Origin of the sequence: Agrobacterium tumefaciens str. B6, assembly GCF_001541315.1 — a bacterium.
Lineage (GTDB): Bacteria > Pseudomonadota > Alphaproteobacteria > Rhizobiales > Rhizobiaceae > Agrobacterium > Agrobacterium radiobacter.
The window spans coordinates 1-15,834 of sequence record NZ_LMVK01000026.1; the positions used below are offsets into that span (position 1 = coordinate 1).

Annotated in this window: 13 protein-coding genes and 1 pseudogene; 8 read left to right on the forward strand and 6 right to left on the reverse strand. The window is 52.6% G+C overall.

The genetic code is table 11. The features are described from left to right. Nucleotides 1-165 precede the first annotated feature (165 nt). Nucleotides 166-926 (forward strand): IS5 family transposase gene (locus tag ASB65_RS27575; protein WP_236734573.1). Its coding sequence is split into 2 segments (ribosomal slippage): nt 166-478 and nt 478-926, totalling 762 coding nucleotides; the frame shifts between segments, so codons are not numbered across the junction. A gap of 103 nt (nt 927-1,029) precedes the next feature. Here ASB65_RS27575 and ASB65_RS18840 read toward each other — a convergent pair. Next, nucleotides 1,030-3,441, reverse strand: a complete 2,412-nt coding sequence (locus ASB65_RS18840; protein WP_236734571.1) for an SEC-C metal-binding domain-containing protein — start codon at nt 3,439-3,441, stop codon at nt 1,030-1,032. A gap of 467 nt (nt 3,442-3,908) precedes the next feature. On the opposite strand from ASB65_RS18840, the gene ASB65_RS18845 reads away from it, so the two are divergent. The 3 genes from ASB65_RS18845 to ASB65_RS18855 all read left to right on the forward strand — a co-directional run bounded on the left by ASB65_RS18845 (nt 3,909) and on the right by ASB65_RS18855 (nt 6,622). Next, the gene (locus ASB65_RS18845) at nt 3,909-5,282 is read left to right on the forward strand and encodes a tyrosine-type recombinase/integrase (protein ID WP_139786506.1); all 1,374 of its coding nucleotides are present in this window, start codon (nt 3,909-3,911) and stop codon (nt 5,280-5,282) included. Nucleotides 5,283-5,359: 77 nt separating this feature from the next. Further along, nucleotides 5,360-5,755: a hypothetical protein gene (locus tag ASB65_RS18850; RefSeq protein ID WP_060725029.1), complete on the forward strand. Its 396-nt coding sequence runs from the start codon at nt 5,360-5,362 to the stop codon at nt 5,753-5,755. A 69-nt stretch (nt 5,756-5,824) separates the two neighbouring features. Further along, entirely contained in the window at nt 5,825-6,622 is a 798-nt protein-coding gene (locus ASB65_RS18855) for a carbon-nitrogen hydrolase family protein (RefSeq protein WP_060725030.1), read from the forward strand. Between the two features lie 11 nt (nt 6,623-6,633). Here ASB65_RS18855 and ASB65_RS18860 read toward each other — a convergent pair whose 3' ends face one another. Together ASB65_RS18860 and ASB65_RS18865 are read right to left on the reverse strand one after the other, a co-directional pair. Next, complete coding sequence (locus ASB65_RS18860) at nt 6,634-7,119, reverse strand: hypothetical protein (RefSeq protein WP_060725031.1); 486 nt, start codon at nt 7,117-7,119, stop codon at nt 6,634-6,636. Nucleotides 7,120-7,293: 174 nt separating this feature from the next. Continuing rightward, nucleotides 7,294-7,665: a hypothetical protein gene (locus ASB65_RS18865; RefSeq protein ID WP_060725032.1), complete on the reverse strand. Its 372-nt coding sequence runs from the start codon at nt 7,663-7,665 to the stop codon at nt 7,294-7,296. A gap of 295 nt (nt 7,666-7,960) precedes the next feature. Here ASB65_RS18865 and ASB65_RS18870 point away from each other — a divergent pair, with 295 nt between their 5' ends. Next, nucleotides 7,961-8,533, forward strand: a complete 573-nt coding sequence (locus ASB65_RS18870) for a recombinase family protein (RefSeq protein WP_060725033.1) — start codon at nt 7,961-7,963, stop codon at nt 8,531-8,533. 12 nt (nt 8,534-8,545) lie between these two features. On the opposite strand, the gene ASB65_RS18875 is transcribed toward ASB65_RS18870, so the two are convergent. Continuing rightward, complete coding sequence (locus ASB65_RS18875) at nt 8,546-9,556, reverse strand: hypothetical protein (RefSeq protein ID WP_236734570.1); 1,011 nt, start codon at nt 9,554-9,556, stop codon at nt 8,546-8,548. A gap of 30 nt (nt 9,557-9,586) precedes the next feature. Then, entirely contained in the window at nt 9,587-10,576 is a 990-nt protein-coding gene (locus tag ASB65_RS18880) for a hypothetical protein (protein ID WP_060725040.1), read from the reverse strand. 71 nt (nt 10,577-10,647) lie between these two features. Between ASB65_RS18880 and ASB65_RS18885 the strand changes: the two genes are divergently transcribed. The 3 genes from ASB65_RS18885 to ASB65_RS27580 all read left to right on the forward strand — a co-directional run bounded on the left by ASB65_RS18885 (nt 10,648) and on the right by ASB65_RS27580 (nt 15,095). Further along, on the forward strand, nt 10,648-11,658 hold the full coding sequence (locus ASB65_RS18885) for a DUF4238 domain-containing protein (RefSeq protein WP_080868437.1): 1,011 nt from the start codon (nt 10,648-10,650) through the stop codon (nt 11,656-11,658). 115 nt (nt 11,659-11,773) lie between these two features. Beyond that, nucleotides 11,774-14,770 carry a TrlF family AAA-like ATPase gene (locus ASB65_RS18890; RefSeq protein ID WP_060725035.1) on the forward strand — a complete coding sequence of 999 codons (2,997 nt, stop codon included), beginning with the start codon at nt 11,774-11,776 and terminating at the stop codon, nt 14,768-14,770. Nucleotides 14,771-14,783: 13 nt separating this feature from the next. Then, nucleotides 14,784-15,095 carry a hypothetical protein gene (locus ASB65_RS27580; protein WP_080868436.1) on the forward strand — a complete coding sequence of 104 codons (312 nt, stop codon included), beginning with the start codon at nt 14,784-14,786 and terminating at the stop codon, nt 15,093-15,095. Between the two features lie 77 nt (nt 15,096-15,172). Here ASB65_RS27580 and ASB65_RS18895 read toward each other — a convergent pair. Beyond that, nucleotides 15,173-15,691, reverse strand: a pseudogene (locus ASB65_RS18895) (DNA methyltransferase); the annotation flags it as partial. Nucleotides 15,692-15,834 lie beyond the last annotated feature (143 nt).

The window sequence follows — 15,834 nt, forward strand, 5'->3', positions numbered from 1 at the left end:
GGCTGACATGCCTGCTCAACCGCTGTGGCCTTGAATTCGTCGGACCAGAACCGCCGCAACTGTCGCGGCGACCCGTCAAGGCGATCGGGCACCGCCTCGATCATTCGCATCAACCCAAGGCTAGCCGCAGGTCTAGACATAAATCCTCACATTCAGAGAACTCGTATGCCCGACATACCCTACTCAGCATCAGCCGCGCCAGATGGGGTCTCCTTGCCGCTTACGAACAAGCCTCGCGGCGTTCCTCGTGTCGATGACCGACGGGTCCTGAACGGCATCCTTTGGCGCTTCCGAACCGGCTCGCCGTGGTCGGAAGTTCCAGAACGTTATGGGCGGCCAACCACCTGCTATAACCGCTTCGTCCGTTGGCGTAAGGCCGGTGTCTGGGATCATCTTCTTAAAGCCGTTTCAGAGGCTTATGACGGCGACATCGTCATGATCGACTCGACCTGTGTTCGCGTTCATCAACACGCGGCCACGGGAAAAAAGGGGATCGAGACGATGGTTGCATGGGACGTTCCCGCGGCGGGCTCACGAGCAAAATCCACGCGCTCGTCGATGCCGAAGGTCGGCCAGTCACGCTCCGTCTGACCGGCGGCCAGATTGCTGACTGCACTGAAGCCGATGCACTGACAGACGACCTCGGCGAAGGTGATATCCTGCTTGCCGATAAGGGTTATGACACCAACGCAATCCGCGCCAAGGCGGCCGAGCGAAAGGCCTGGGCCAACATCCCGCCGAAGGCAACCCGCAAGGGCTCCTTCTCGTTCTCGCGCTGGGTTTACAGGCAGCGGAACCTTGTCGAGCGTTTCTTCAACAAGATCAAACAGTTTCGAGGTATCGCCACGCGCTACGACAAGCGCCCGGAAAACTATCTCGCAGCTGTCAAACTCGTCGCCGCAAGAATCTGGTGTCAGAGTTTATGAGTCGACGGCCTAATAGATGAAAAGAAGGCGTAGACCATCTACGCCTTCTTTTTTCAATATAGTATTCATTTGACGTTATGATCGTAAGACCACCACCTCGCTATTAGCCGTGGCATTTCTTGTACTTCAAACCGCTTTTACAGGGGCATGGTTCATTTCGACCCACTTTAGGAATGCCAACTGCGGGCTGTCTCTTTTGCGGCGCTGCCTTCTGGCCCTGTTCGAAGTTCCTAGCACGCTGCTTCATGCGTTCCGCGTCATCAAAAATATGCGCGTTGGCCTCTGTGCGATTTTCGGGTCGAATGACTGGGAAGGTATAGGCAGCCTTGTAACTACCATCGGCTGTCGCCTCGATCATTAAGCCTGTCAACGTTTTCGTGGGTATCATCAGAGCCGCCGAACCGGCCTTGTTGTTCACCTTATTCCAATCGATGATGCCACCCGATCTGTGGAGCCATATGAAGTACGGTGTTTCTTCCTCCCGACCATAGATGAAGCAGCGACCATCGTGTTGATTTAATGAAGTGCGAAGCTCAACGAGCATTGCCGCAAAGTCTCCACGGCCTTCGCTACCCAAATTCCTGAAACAACTGTCAGCACGAAGCCAACCAGACTTACGTGCCGCATCGATGGCCCCGAAGAACTTGAGCATTTCGTCGGGGTATTCTTGAGCTGGACGTGGATCAGTCTCCCAGTTTTTACCTTCGAAGCTTCGGTCAATGTCAAAGCTCATGCCGTTCCACATAACAAGGTCGGCACCTTCCTTGAATTGCTCAATCATTTCGATATCGACGCGATTTTTCCTCAAATACGCACCGAGATGGTCCAGCTCGTCGAACAGGTGGGCTCTACGCAAGCCAGCCACGGCCTGTCGCACCTCCATATAGTGAGCAAACTCGCCCGGCGTCGGCAGGAAGCGCTTCAGGACGAATAGGTCATCGATAGAAAGAGAAATGAAAGCATGCTTTCCAAGCAAAGGCACGATTTCCGGCAGTTCTTTACAGAATGCAGAAAGCGGAGAAAACGCTTCAACCGTAAGCCCGATAGGTAGCATGACACGGTAGTCAGCGCGGCGCACGCGCGCGCACTCCACGTACTTGCCGTCAATCATATGGAAGAGTGGCACTTCATCGGCGCTGTTCAAGTAATTGAAGAAGCGCTCACATTGTTTGTAAGCCTTGACGACCAGGTCCTGCACCGACTGAGCATGACGTACGAAATCCGAGGCCGGTGATGCGATGGTTGCTGCGGCCCCTGCTTTTGCCTCGACTAGATAGAGAACATCATCAATAAGAATAAGCGTGTCATTCTCCGACCATTGTTTGCTGACGGGGTCCTTGTAGTAAACCTCTTGCAAAACCGTGGCATCGGGTAGCTGGGAGCTAAGAATGTCGGCAAAGGCAGCTTCACTCATTACCTTTTGGCGTTCATTGAACTCAACCTTGTAGGCAGGCTTGCGCTGCAAGAGGTTGAACAAGAGCGCGCGATATCCGGCATCACGGGTAAAGCAGGGATCGACGGCGAAATAGTCCGATCCCAATTTGATCAACGGTTTTTTGCGGACGGGAAGCGTTCGATATGGCGTGCCCGAGTGGTCGCCAGCCGCGAAAAAATCTTTGTCTTCGCCGCGTTCATAAGCCAAGTCGGCTAGAAGTTCCTGTGGCAGATCAGTATGACGGCTGACATTGGCAATGCCACCGCGCAACAAGTCCTCAATGGCTTGCATGGTGGCTTTTGACTTATCCTTATTTTCCGCTACCCATTCCTCCATGACCTCTTCCAGCCGTTTGCCTTTTACTGCTGCAAAGGCATGAGCCGCTTGGAACTGGTTCATCATCTCTTCAACGGCAAGGGCTTGTCCGGTGCGCGCGGTATCGGCCATCGCCTGAAAGCCGACAGCAACTTCCGCTGCCCCTATGCCATAAATCTCTTTCAAAGCCTCATCATGCGGTTCAAGGACGTAACGGTAGAACTCACCTTCAAGGACCTGATAGCGGTTACCACGAAGCATAACCCAGCTCGACTTTGCATGAAATTCTATGTCAGCAGTATTTGGCCCGAACGCTCCGTCCTTCTTGTCGGCGGAGCTTGCCATGGCGTAAAACATCGCCTGTTCCCTAAGCTTGTTGCTTAGCTCAAACAGCTCCGCACATTTTTCTTCACTGAATTCCACCTTGTCCGGTGCGGGGTCTGTGGCTAGCACGGCGTGGACATACTCAAGAAGGAACTGGTTCTGGTTGATCAGGTCATCAGGCGCTTGTGCCTCATGCTCCTCCCTAGTACCTCCCTGCTGAGACCTATTCTTCATAATGTGCTGTGCATATATGTAGCCAAGAAGGTCGTGCGGCGGCATCCCGACAATAAGTTCACGCATGCGCGCGGCGGTAGCTTCCATATCTTTCATCAAGGATGCTGCGCTTTCCTTGAGCTTCTCGTCGTCAGTTTGGCTTTGTGTCATGTTGCCTGCGATTTGATGAAGGACGTCTTGGGTAATGTCGAGTGGAACAGCACTCATAATGCAACCCTAGATGAAAATCAGTTCCATTTCACCCATTTTGATATCCGGTTTCTTAGAGGCAAAATCGAGCAGATTATGCACCGTTACACGGATGTTACATAAATGGGCTAAGGGATTTCAAAATCCACTCAAACCATTGAAATTCTAGTGATGCTGGGCAGGATTGAACTGCCGACCTAGTCATTACCAATAGCCTGGTGGTAGTTCGAAGATGAGTTACACCAAAGTTACATGAACCCGGCATTGCCGGGCGAAAATCGTGTAACTGTTTGGAAAAATTGGTGGGCCGAGAGGGATTCGAACCCACGACCAATTGATTAAGAGCGGGAAAACGGCTGTATTTTCAATTTATTAAAACAATCCAAGTGACTGTTATTGAATCATTTTAGTGAGGATGACTTTCATCATTACTTCAAATTCCATGTAACATTTGGTATAAATCCGTTACATGGAAGTTACATGAAATGCCGAAGATACACCTTACCGATGACTTTGTTTTCAAAGCACAATGCCCTGTAGGCAAGGATCAAGAAATCTATTGGGACTGTCCGGTCGACGCGAACGGCCGAATCCGTAGCGATTCAACATCTGGCCTCGGACTCAGAGTTACAGCGATGGGAGCAAAGACTTTCATCCACGCGTATCAATTTAACGGCAAGCGTCATCGCAAGGCCCTTGGTTCGGCCATGGCTATGAAAGTCAGTTCAGCACGTCTCACCGTACGCAACCGTCACGATAGGCTGGACGCCGGTGAAAACCCTGACTTCGATCATGAGGACCCCCGCCGCGTGCATCTTATGACGGTGAGCGAGGCTATCGATAGGTACTGGGACAGCCATATACAGGGATTGTCGGAAAGCTATCGCAAGACGTTTGCTATTTTTGTTGCCAGATGGCGAAAAAAGACCCCGAAGTCGGAAACGAAACGCGGACGCAATACGAGCCGCCACTACAAGGATTTTGGAAGCTTGTTCGCGGATCGACCACTCGCTTCGATCAAGCCCCTCGATATCGAGCGGTTTCAAAAGCAATTCAGCTCTCCTTATATCTACAACAGCGCGCTTCGCCACCTGTTAGCTCTCTTCAATTGGGCAATCCGCATGCAACTGGTAGATATGCGCAATCCTTGCGACCCTATCCCCAAGAAAAAGATAATCCGCCAGCGGCGGGACTACTCCATGGAGCAAATTGGCCAGATTGCCGCGCATATTTTCTATCCGGTGCTCGAGGCCGTGCCGGAAGTTGAAAATCTGGACGGCTTCGCCAAACGCAACGCCGCGCTGACCAAAGCTCACGTATTGAACGCCAACGATCAGATAGCGGAACTGTGCAACTACATGGGCATTCTGTTTCTGACCATGGCACGCCCAAGCGATCTCACCCATGCCGAGTTCAGCCATTTTAATCTCGATACGCTGGTCTGGAACAAGCACAACACCAAAGGCATCAAGCTGTCGCGTTCGCTCTACGAATACGCCTACCGTACGGTGCCGATCCACAGCAAGGTGGCGGCCATGGTGCAAGCCCAGCGGGATCGCTGGCCGGACAGCCGCCTCGTGTTTCCTTCCCATACCGACCCATCGCAACCCCGCGACAACTTTCGCAAGGGACTGGCAAGGTTCAAGACCTTGAAGGGAGTACCCGACCACTTCCAGCTCTACGACCTGAAACGCATCGCGATCTCGCTGATGCTGACGGGGCAGGGGGTATCGCGTGAAGCCGTGTCCCACTACGTCGATCATAAGGGGAACCTTGAGACCACCATGATTTACGATCTCGGGCTGGTCGATCCGTTGCGGCCCGTTACCCAGCGGTTAGGCGAACTGGTCGGCATCTAGGTCATTTTCATACGCGCCGCACTCGACGGGGGTGATGACCGGCACCAACATGCCTGCACAGGAAAAGGAGTGTGTCCATGGATGCTATGCAAGCGCTGGTTCTGACCACCACGCAACTGGACGATATGCTGAGAGAAGCCGCGCGCCAGGGCGCAGCCCTCGCCGTCGCGGACCTGCGCAAAGAGATTCATCAGTCGCCGGACGATGTCGCCTTGCAGCGACTGCGTGCCTTCCTCCACGATCCGTCATCAATCCCTAATCCGTATGAGTGCTGGGCGCACAGCGGCATCATCCGCCAAATCGAACCGACACCACGCGGCAAGCCAAAATCCTCGGCATGGTTCATGACCTTCCAGCGCCAGACCGGCCTTGCCGGTTGCTACAACCGCCCTAGCCCTGCCTACGGCCGCCGCCGTGAATGGTCGTTTGCGGATATCCGGCTGGCGTGGGAGGCTTACTACCGTCGCCTCTAACCTTTTGCCTTTCAACTCTTGGACCTGCATTCAATTGACAAATACACAGTGAGACATGACCATTCGCAGATGGAAAGAACCGTCCGTATCGCCGCAGCACAGCCCCCGGAATTCCTGGGTAATATCGAAGCTGCCATGTCTTATGCCGCGGACGTTTTAGCCCAAGCTGCGCAAGCCGGCGTACAGCTCCTGTGTTTCCCCGAATGCTATTTGCAAGGATATTTACTGGATGAAGAGACGGCACGTACTGTAGCACTCGATCTGTCATCCGTAGATTTCTTAGCCGTTCTGAATCAATTCCCTCAATCAGATATGATTATCGTCATGGGCATGATCGAGCGTGACGCCGGGGCGCTGTATAACTCCGCCATCATTGTCCAAAACAGATCGGTCATCAGCCGATACCGCAAAGCACACCTTCTCCGAAAAGAGAGCTTCCTTGAAGCGGGAACGGAGGCGACTGTTGTTTCAGTCAACGGTTTGCGATTTGGTGTAAACATCTGTTGTGACACCCGCTACCCTACCGCAGCCCAAAAAATTGCTGACCTTGGCGGTTCGCTCATTGTGTGCCCGGCCAATAATATGCTGCCGAGATCAAAGGCCATGGAGTACAAAGATGTCCATAACTCTGCCAGAGCGGAACGATGCAGGGAAAGTGGCCTCTGGCTCATGTCTTCTGACGTAACAGGGGAACGAGAGGATTACGTTGGCTTAGGACCGACAGCTGTTCTTAATCCGGCCGGGCAAGTTGTTGCACAGCTTCCGCTCGAACAACCGGGCCTTTTGATTTACGATATGCCTGTGGGCGACGCGGTTTGCCTCGCACCACCTGCAAGCACGACGGAGAAAATTAGTGCAGCGCTATAACCAAAGTTATCTCAACGACCAAGCGTATAAACTGTCCTACCGCCTATGGTGGGTTTGATCTTGATAGCCTGACCATTAGCTATGCGATAGGTAGCGTCCGGCGTGGTCACGATGGCGAAGCCGCGATAGGCTTTCATTTCAGCACTTTGGACAAAGAGATCGAGCGAAACGATTAGGTTTCCGTTTTGGCGAGCGAATATCTTGAGACTGGTTCCACCATTGCCACCGCCACGTAAAACCACCCTGTCATTGGCAACGCAGGTGGCTCCGTCGCCATTAAGGACGTAATATTTCTCGCTATCGATATCCACGACCGTCAGATAGTCGTCCGAGAAAAAAGCTTCGCTTGTTGTCTCGCACTCACCGGCCCACGCATGAAATTCCTGCACTACGACAGGCGGTATATCTGGGGGAGCGATAAATTGAGCAGCAACCAGCCGTGGAAAGAGGCTGGAACTGAAAAGGCCGAGTATTGCAGCGGCAGTGACAGAACGCATTCTCAATCCTTGCGCTTGGGATTTGTGCCGCTCCGGAGGTTCAAGAGCACGCACGCGCTTTCAGCTCCGCAATGGCGGAGGTAACAGCCTGCTGATGGCTGTCAGATGCTGAATTGAAAACATAAGATATCGGAAGCTGATCTTCCGCCTTCCACTGAATGAAAAGAGACTTAACTACTGCTTGGTCAGGGATTCACCTGCGAACCCGTCCCAGCCGTCCATGCATTGCGCTGTCTGAAATGTGAGGGTTTTTCCGGAAAGCGCAATTTTGCATCTGGCTTCGCGACCGGTATCGCTTTTAATCAACAACTCGCCGCTCTCCAGTAATGTCCATGTCCCATTGTGTCGCCCGATATTGGCAATAGAGCTGGTGTATTCGACTTTTCCATCTGTGCTGAACTGCGCGACCAGCGGACGACCACCAAACTTCCATGTGGGACTTTCCCAGCGACCGACCAGTTTGTCGCCAGCATTGGCATTGGGGGCGCAGGCTGCGAGCATCAGGATGAGGGGAAGAAGAGGGGTCGCCGAACGGATAGATTTCATCAAGGTAGTCCTCAGGGGAAGGCAGCACTGCGCGCCTTTACAGGGATTTCTGCCTATCAAAAATCACGACTTTTGACGGGTAGGTGCACGCCGCGCGCCAATGAATGCTTCGTGTAAAGCGATGACCGAAATCCAAATACATTCAGTATTGATAAAGTTTATATTGCGTCACAATTTGTGAATCAGGCCTACTTGCAAAAGTCGTGACTTTTGACGGGTAGTAATTATCAAGCATCCCTTAAGCAACCTTTTGAATGTTCGTGGTCTTCAAGGGATTTAATCCGGAGACCTAACTATGACCCAGATTCATCCGCGCGTGCGGTTTATTGGCTACGCCCGTGTCAGCACCGAAGGCCAAGACCTCGCCTACCAGATCGAACGCCTCAAAAGGGCGGGGTGTGTGGAAATTTTCCATGAAAAGCGCAGCGGCAAGAACCGTGACAACAGGCCGGAACTGACGCGGTTACTGGCCAGCCTTCAGTTGGGGGACGTGATGCTGGCGACCGCCACGGATCGGGTGGCGCGTGATCCGCTTGATCTGGTGAATATCCTCAAGACGGTGAAAGATGCGGGTGCGGGGCTGCGATTGCTGGACGAGCCTTTTATCGACACCACATCCGAGATGGCGGATTTAATCGCGTTCTTGGTCGGGTGGGCCGCGTGCTGGCAGCGGCGGCGGATACTGGAGAATACGGCGCAGGGGCGGGAGGCGGCACGTCAGCGTGGGGTAAAGTTTGGTAGGCCTAGCAAGCTGGGGCAGGGGGAGCGGGAAAAAATTGCGGCGCGTCGGGCACAGGGGGATACCTGTGGGAGAATTGCAGACGATTTTTGCGTCAGCAAGAGTACTATTCGGCGGTTGTCGAGATGATACTGTATGACGCTATGATAAATTGTCTACAAACGATTTAAACAAGTGAGCTGCCCCGTCGAGGGACATCGGGCCTATACCAAGAAAAACTCCCGCGTCAGGCCCCCCTCGCACACGAAGTCCAAAACCTTTGGATCGCGCAATAGACGCGACCTCCGCGGTTGTGAGCTTCGCAGTTATGTTCGTATACATGCCTTGTACAGTCCTAGAGCAGCGATCAAACAGGTCTATGACTGTCTCTTCGGGGTTCTGGATAACGAGTTCAACGAGAGGAAAGTTCGTGAGTTCCTGTTCGCGCCCCTGTGATTCGATGACAGCACAAACAAAAAAGCCATCGGGTTTTGCAAAACCGAGCAGCATTTTATGATGGCCATACAGGTTGTCACGCTCTCCCCGTACATATAACGCACCTTCTACGGCTTGAATTGACCATGAAACTGGAGTTTCCCCGCCAGTGACAACGTTAAGAGGCTCAAGATCAGTAAGGGGTAATATTTTAATTTCGCTATTTGGTGTCGTAGAAGCAATCTCAAGGAATTCTGCACGTATGCCCATGTCGATAACATATCGGGCAATCTTAGCCGAAAGTATCTGAGAGCGTGCAATATGCTCTGGCGACGGATTGCGGAACGAAAATTGATGCACACCAAATTGCGCGCCTTCACCGAGATAGCGTAACCGTCCTCCCAGAAAGACAAGGGTTGCGGCACTCATGCAGTTTCCATTGATTATCTTTCGCTTCTTCAGAAAACCACCATCGTAGTCTCCATCCAGTACAGACTGCCCAATATGGGTTGAAAACCAGTGATCCCGAATAGTACGCCCGATACTGATTGCGGTATCAACGTCGCCACCTGTTGAATTAATGTATACTGGAGTACGAGGTGGAATTTCTAAGCTCTGTAAAAAATCGATAAACCTTTCGTCATCTCCTACCTCAATAGAGCCAAATGCGTTGATGCAGCAATATCCACCCAAAGCCTTCTCTAAGTCCGTTTGCGGTGGCGTGTATTCAAACTGCACGTGTACTTCTCCCCATTTTCTTAAAACCGGTCAGCACCGTGCTATAATTTGCTGGCCGAGTTTCTCGATGAGGTCGGCAAACTCAAGAACCACGTTGGAGTGAACAATGAGGCGCTGCCCTGTGGCATAAGAGGTATCACCGCTGCGGGTAATGTAGTCCGCGTCAACAATGCCTTGCTGATGCGCGAGTAGATGGCGCTGCTGGAAATACATCGTAAGCTTCTGCAGCGTGTCGATATCGACAAGCTGATCGTAACTGGCACCTATCGTTTGAGCCCAGAGTTCCGAACCGGCTTCCAGATTCTGGAAAGCATTGCGCCGTGCTTTCGGGCCGGCTTTTATCTCGTGGAGCTGTTCGCATAGACGCTGGAATGACATGACCGTGTCCTGCATGGCTTTTTCCAGCAGGGTTCTCGTGATGACTTCCGCTTCGTCGGGGCCGAGGTTGGCGCGCAGGGAATCTCCTAGCGTCGCTGCTGTCCGAATGGTGGCAAGGGTCTGAGCAAACGTGTGGCTGGCTGAGTTCTTGCCGCAGCTTGGGCAAAAGAAGGCTGCTCCAATGTAGGAATACCGGCATTGGCAGGATTCGCATGTCGTTCGCAGCCGCATCGGATCGGCCGCCGCAACCGGAAGTAGGACGACATCATGGCCGCCTTTAACTTCGAGGGTGATGCTTAAGAACGAATTGCGGCGCTGACGGCGTTTGGACTCTGCCGCGTCGGCGCGCATTGCCTTGTTGATACCGGCCTTCACTGAATTGAGCGCGTACTCCCGCCCTTCTTCGATCTGCTTTCGCGTGTACCAGCTTGTGGCTGGCGCAACGTGTCGACAGGAGGGGCAAAATACTTCCTCATCGCGAACAATATTTTTCCAGTCCTCTGTGTGAATTTTGAACTGGAACAGGCATTTCTGGTCGGGGCATTCTTTGTCGAAGAAGCCGTCTGAGTCACTTTCGAGGGGGATGGAAATGCTGCTCGTATTGGCTAAACGATTCAATTCTCGCTGAAGATTCTTGAACATTGGCAACTCCTCTGATGGGGAGTACATATCATGAACAGAATTATCTTGCTACTAGCGGGGCGTGAGTCTTCATGTATGCAATTACCTCACGAAAGAAAGTGTTGGAATATCGTTCTATGGCTCTGGATCACTACGTTTCCCAAGTTCATTTGAAGAATTTTTATGCTCCCGATTTGGGGGGGCGGATGTATGCGATACGTAAGGAGGGCCTCAAAACCTACCAGTGCGATTCCTACAGTCAGTGTCGAATCGAGGATGGCAGTACCAATCCTTATCTTCAGGAACCTCGCATTGTTGAGGAATTCCTGAGAGACGTAGAGCCTCGTTACAACGCGGCCCTTGAGAAGCTGCGAGTAGGGCAGCTTGATACCGCTTCCATTTTTGCGATTGCCGGATTTGCAGCCTACGTCGAAAGTTGCTCTCCCGCTGGTATGCGAATCCACAGTAACCCTTTGCGAAAAACATTGGAGGTGACGGCAGAACTGCTCGAAATCAACGGCCATCTTCCGCCCCCTCCACTAGAGCTTGGTGGAGGGTCATTAAGCGAGTTGCTGAATTCCGGGCGTGTTCAGTTTGCGATCGACCCAAAATACCCGCAGTCCATCGGCATCCAGACGATTGTCAAGCGCTTGTCGCTTTGGGGAAACTCTCGGTGGGACATCCTCATCAATGATGACGACAACAGCCCTTTCTTTACCAGCGATTATCCGGTGGCGATTGAGCCGGGCGAGCGGCCGGGCACAGTCAATCGATTTGTGCCGCTAGCTCCCAATTTGGCTATACGGATCAGGCCGGATCTCGATGAGCGCGGATTGGTGGATTTGGAGTTTCGAAACCTACGCATCCGGCGGGTGAGGGCCACCAAGCAGCAGATAGCCGCAGTCAATATGGCGATCGTGCAGGGTGCTGAGACCACGGTCTATTATTCTTCAGCGCGTCCTTGGATTCCCGGTTTTGTTGAGAAATATGCTGATTTTCACATTGAGACCAAGACGGTGAAGGTACCGCATGGGAATGGTTATATGTTGGTATCGACAATGGCTGCCGGTAGAAAGCCCCGCCCTCCTGTGCCCGCCGTGTAAGTGCAGTTACAGCATGCATATCTAGTACGCAGATATACCTAGAGTAGTTGCCTTCATCGTTGAGGCGGCAGTAATATACCCAAAGACAACTTATAAAGCGAAGCGGGAGTAATTTATGGGGGGGAAAGTTGGATCAGTTTGGCGCCGTTGGGATTTGCACATCCATACCCCATTTACAAAACTCTCAAATGCCTTCGAAGGCGACAGTGTTGATGCTGTTTGGGATACATACATTGATGCGTTGGAATCAGCATCTCCTCAGGCGTATGGAATAACAGACTATTTTAGCTGCGAAACGCTTTTCATACTGATCGACAGGTACAAGGCCAAATACCCGGATTCATCCAAGGCTTTGTTTGTGAACATCGAGTTTCGGCTGTCGGATTCCATTGATGCGAAGAATAGCAACCCCAATCTGCATGTGATCTTTGACAATCATGAAAGCCAATGTCCTCGCAGCAAGATTCAACGTTTTCTGGCGACTTTAAAAACCAAAGGCGACGACCATTCTGGCGCGCGCATCCCTTGCTCCGATCTCAGTACAACCAAAGACTACGCATCTGCATCGGTGTCATTTGACGATGTGAAAGCTGCTCTCGAAGACACGTTTGGGGATACCAAGCCCTATCTGCTGGCCTTTCCCGCCAAGAATGATGGTATCCGCACGACTGATGCGAAATCTCAAAGGAAGGTGTTGATTTCGGATAAGCTGGATCGCAATTGCGATTTGTTTTTCGGTGACGCGAACAGCCGGGAGTATTTTCTAGGCTCGGGACGATACGACAGCGGCGAATCTCTACCGAAACCTGCCCTGTCAGGAAGTGACGCGCACTCGTTTGCAGACCTTGAGCGTCTCGATGGGAATGCTGCCGGATACCCACCTACCTGGATTAAGGCCGATCTTACATTTCGGGGTCTACAGCAAATCTGCTTTGAACCGGAGTCTCGCGTTTTCATCGGTGCCGAGCCGCCGGTCGAGCAGAGAAAGGCCCAGCAGCCGACGAAGATGCTGAACAATCTGAAGATCAACCACATCCCCGAATACGACGGCTCGCGCGGCGTCTGGTTCAAGGGGGTCGATATTCCGTTAAACCCGGAACTCACGGCAATTATCGGTAACAAGGGTAGCGGAAAGAGTGCTCTTGTCGACATTGTCGGCCTGCTCGGGGATAGCCGCCTGGAGGCTTATTTCTCATTCCTGTCGGACTCGTCGGACAACAAGAAGTTTCGTCAGCGAGGTTATGCTGAGAATTTCCAGGCCGAGGTTTCTTGGCAGAGTAAAACGTCCGTTACGAAGCGGCTTAGCGAGTCGGTTGATCGCACGAAGCCGGAAGGCGTTCGCTACCTTCCGCAAAACTACTTTGAGCAGCTGACCAATGAAATCCAGATCGATGAATTTCGGCGTGAGATCGAGGATGTGGTCTTTTCTCATGTGGAGGAGACTGAGCGTCTTGGCACGGGGTCTTTTAAGGATCTTCAAGACCTGAAAACGCAACAGAGCCGGAATGAAACGAGTGCGCTCAAAGTACGACTTCGCCAGCTCAACATCGAGCTTCTGGAGCTTGAGGAACGCGCAAATCCACAATTCCGGAAGACCCTTGCTGCTGAACTTGATGCGAAGAAAGAGGAACTGAGGGCGCTTGATGCTGCCAAGCCTGCCGAAGTCACTGCACCCGATTCTCAGTCTGACGAACAACGAAAGCTATCGGAGCGCCTTCAGGAGCTTGGCAATCAGTTGGAGGAGCTTCGCAAGGCCGAGCAGGCGGCGGTTGATACGATAGGTCAATTGAAGAACCGTCAGCAGCGGTTGCTTTCGTTGAGGGATTCCATTGAAAGCCTGAACAGCAGAGTTCGGGAAGGGAAAGATGCCCTCCGTCCGATAGCCTTAGAGTTTGATCTGGATATTGAAAAAATCGTTCGGATGCAGGTCGATCTTACGGAGGTTGAAGCACAACGGTCGTCTGTTGGGGATCGCATCTCCACTCTTGAGAAAGACAATGCGCTTTCGTTCGAACCCGGTCACGATTTCCGAGTGCTTGCCAGTCTTCCCGATATCCGTGGCGCGATAACCTTCCACATGACGACAATAGACTCTCTCAAGGAGCAGTTGGATACCCCACAGAGGAAGTATCAGACGTACCTCGACAAGCTGACCCAATGGAATATTCAACGGGCAGCCCTCTTAGGCAATGATGTTGACCCACAGGCAGGTACGATTCGAGCGCTGGAGGCCCAGATCATTTTCATCGATACAGATTTGGCCGCCCAGATTAGTGAGAAGCGCGCCATGCGTTCCGGCCTCGCGCGCCAAATATTTGAAAGCAAACAAAAGGTCTTGAATTTTTACGCCGACATCAAGACGAGCGTGGATCAGAGACTCAAGGTGGTGAGGACCGATAACTTTTCGGTCGAAATCACGGCCTCTTTTGTCCTTGAACGTGATTTTTCCGAAAGTTTCCTAAACCTCATCAAGAAAAATCGTCGAGGACCTTTCCATGGTGCAAATGATCCAGAGCGCAAATTGAAAGGGCTGGTCAGCGAGGTTGATTGGGACAGTTTTGATTCTGTCGAAGGCTTTATCGGAAGAGTCCTTGCCCAAATGACGTCGGACGAGGGAGGCGCGTCCCTGCGTCTCGAAGAACAGGTTGTACATGTCAAAGACTTCTACGACTTTCTGTACTCATTGGAGTATTTCGCTGCGTCGTATGAGCTCCGGCTTGGCGGTAAAAATCTGAACGAGCTTTCTCCAGGCGAAAAAGGCCTACTCCTCCTCGTCTTCTACTTGCAGCTCGATAAAGACAACATCCCTCTCGTCATCGATCAGCCAGAAGATAACCTGGATAACGAGAGTATTTTTGCAATTTTGGCGAACTGCATTCGGGAAGCCAAGAAACACAGGCAGGTCATTCTGGTTACCCATAATCCAAACCTAGCTGTGGGCGCTGACGCGGAGCAGATCGTTTACGTCAAGCTTGATAAGGCTGACGGCTATCGCTTCAGCTACGAAAGTGGAGCTATTGAGAACCCCCGCATTAATCAGCGGATTATTGATATTCTAGAAGGTTCTCAGCCTGCGTTCGTAAAACGTCGGTTGAAGTATCATATCGCGTAGGGAGTGCAAGTAGATGCAGTTTTTATTTAATAGCCGAGGGCAGCACATCGCTAATCTTGTGAATGGTCAGCTCCACGCGCCCACGGGCGCTAATATCGGCCATTTTTTGAACGATTATCGTATCTTCATTGATATGGCTGGCCGTTATCTGGGGGAAGTCGTGCAGGAAAACCGATTACTCTATCGGACGGCTTCACCCCATCGATCTGTAAGCTATGGCAATTACGGCAATTACGGGAACGTCGGGAATTATGGAAACCCAGGTAATCACGGTTCAATCGGTGTTGTTGGAGGATTTAGTGACGTCGAAACGCCGTGGTTGTGAAGCCATGATGTGCCGATTTCAAATGCCACTCACTGGTAGCAGGGTATGGGTTGAGACGCGGTAACGATCGCTGGTTTTCAGGGTAGAGATAGGCGTTCGCGCGCGACCTCGGCATGCTTGCCTTCAAGTTCTATGCCTATGTAGCGCCGCCCGCAGGTCTCGGCGGCGACTAGCGTTGAACCCGACCCGCAGAATGGGTCCAGTACCAGACCGCCCTGCGGGCAGTACGTGCGGATCAACGGCTCAAGCACCTCGACCGGCTTTTGGGTCGGGTGCAACCGGTTGCCGGTATAGACCCAACCGGACACGTCGGATAGCGGCATGGCCGGCAACTGCGGGCGGCCTTTGGCCAGCACGTAGGCGCATTCGTGACGGGCCTCGAACAGGCCCTTGCGGGACGTGTAGTCCTTGCAGAACACGATGTGCCCAACACGCCGGAACCCGGCGGCGGCCCATGCCGCCAGGAACGTCTCCGTTGCGGTCCAGCCATAGAAGCTGATGCACAGCGTGTCAGGCTTCATCAGGCGGTAGATTTCGCGGAAGGCAGGCTCCAGCCAGTCACCGTTGGTGTCGTTGGCAATCGTGCGGCCCTGCCGGTCACGGTAGTTGCAGTGTCAATCGGCGTCGTAACGGGACCCCTTATCGGCTCCCAAAAGGGACCCCTGCCTCTGGTTGCATCGGGTCAGCGCGCGTAGGCCCGGAGCTCTCCATTTAGCGCAGGGGCCTGCGGGCGCGGGTT